The organism is Sphaerisporangium sp. NPDC051017, assembly GCF_040683095.1.
Classification (GTDB): domain Bacteria; phylum Actinomycetota; class Actinomycetes; order Streptosporangiales; family Streptosporangiaceae; genus Sphaerisporangium.
The window spans coordinates 1-1948 of sequence record NZ_JBFBCI010000144.1 but is presented as its reverse complement, the minus strand read 5'-3'; the positions used below and the strand labels follow the sequence as shown (position 1 = coordinate 1948).

At 62.4% G+C, this 1948-nt stretch carries 1 protein-coding gene; it reads left to right on the top strand.

Features of this window, described 5'->3' with window-relative positions; translation table 11 throughout:
• Window positions 1-607: 607 nt before the first annotated feature.
• The gene (gene ltrA, locus AB0M95_RS40890) at window positions 608-1870 is read left to right on the top strand and encodes a group II intron reverse transcriptase/maturase (protein WP_363777149.1); all 1263 of its coding nucleotides are present in this window, start codon (window positions 608-610) and stop codon (window positions 1868-1870) included.
• The last annotated feature ends 78 nt before the right edge of the window (window positions 1871-1948 follow it).

Genomic DNA, 1948 nt, shown 5'->3' with positions numbered 1-1948 from the left:
GTGTGTCACGAACGCCGAAAGGAGCTGCTGGTGTAGGCGCAGTTTCTTGATGTGGTGCTGCGTAAGAGATGGAGGATTCTTGGCCCTCCAGCGTCGCCCTGCGTGGGGGAGGCGTTAAACCGCCCTCTGGTGCGTTAGCTGAAGACTGTCGTGCTGAGCGAGAGGGAAAAGGCGTCCGTTGGAGACGTCAGGTGGGGATCGGGAAGACGTTGCGCTGAAAACCCTTCGGGGTTCGCTGTTGAAGTGTCGAAATTGAATGGATGGCATCAAAACCTGGGTCTTCAGGGGCCTTGGGATAAGCCTGGCGGGTGCCCGCTTACTGGCCAGGTGGTGTCCGGCATGGAGGCGGCGTGAGCCTGATCTGCTGCTCTTGCGTGGAACGTGAGAAGGCGTGCCCGGAAACAACCTGCTGATTGTGGCGGGTGAGAGGGAGCGTCCCAAGCGGAGAACCCGTGAGGGATTGAGTACCGTCGCCGGACACGCTGGCGGACTGGCCCGTAGTAGCTGTGAAGCTCCTGCTAAGCGCGGTGGGGGTGGAGTCAAGGGGCCAGGTCATCTGTGGCTGTTGCTTGTTCGATCAACCGGGCTCAGGCCGGGGAGGAGTCGCGTGAGCGAGCTGAAGTCAAAAGGCAAGCCGTTCGATATCTCGAAGTGGGATGTCCTCCGAGCCTGGGAGAAGGTCAAGGAGAACAAGGGCGGACCGGGAGTGGACGGGGTGACCGTCGGGGAGTTCGAGAAGGATCTGAAGAACAACCTCTATAAGATCTGGAATCGGATGTCGTCAGGAACCTATTTTCCACCACCGGTCAAAGCGGTGGAAATACCGAAGCAGCACGGCGGCGGCACGAGAATACTCGGGGTGCCGACCGTGGCTGACCGGGTTGCGCAGACGGTGGTCGCCATGCATTTGGAAGAACGGGTGGAACCGGTGTTCCATCCGGACTCCTATGGCTATCGTCCGGAAAAATCAGCGCTCGACGCAGTCGAGAAATGCCGGGAGCGGTGCTGGAAGAAAGACTGGGTGATCGACCTCGACGTCCAGAAATTCTTCGACTCCGTTCGGCATGACCTGCTGGTCAAGGCGGTGGAAGCGCACACCTCCGCGCCGTGGGTACTGCTGTATGTGCGAAGGTGGCTTACCGCCCCGCTTCAGCAACCCGACGGCAACCTTGCCAAGCGGGACCGAGGCACCCCGCAAGGGTCAGCGGTCTCGCCCGTGCTCGCCAACCTGTTCCTGCATTATGCGCTCGATACGTGGCTGGTCCGGGAGTTCCCGACGGTCACCTTTGAGCGGTACGCCGATGACGCGGTCGTGCACTGCGTCACCGAACGTCAGGCCCACCAGGTCCTGGCGGCGCTGCGGGAACGCATGACCGAGGTGGGGCTCGCGCTGCACCCGGCCAAAACGAAGATCGTGTACTGCCGGGACGGTAGTCGGTGCCGAACGTACGACGACACCGCCTTCACCTTCCTGGGGTTCACGTTCCAGGCGCGCACAGCGCGGCGCAAGGACGGCACGCTGTTCGTGCGGTTCATGCCCGCGATCAGCAAGGACGCCCTGAAGAAGATCAGCCGGGATGTCCGCTCCTGGCGGCTGCATCGGCGGATCGGCTCGACCTTCGGCCGACTCGCCCGCACGATCAACCCGATCGTGGCGGGTTGGATGCGGTACTACGGGGCGTTTTATCGCTCCGCGCTTTATCCGCTGCTCGGGCGCATCAACGCCTACCTGGTGCGCTGGATCCAGAAGAAGCATCGGCGGCTCAAGACGATCAAGAAAGCCCGCAGCGCCTACAAAGGGATCACGCGCGCGTATCCCCGCATGTTCGCGCACTGGCAATGGATCCCCTCCGCCTGGCGAACAAGATGACAAGAGCCCGGTGAACCGAGAGGTTCACGCCGGGATCCGTGGGGGCCGGGAGGGGAAGTTCCTCCCGGCTACCCGACC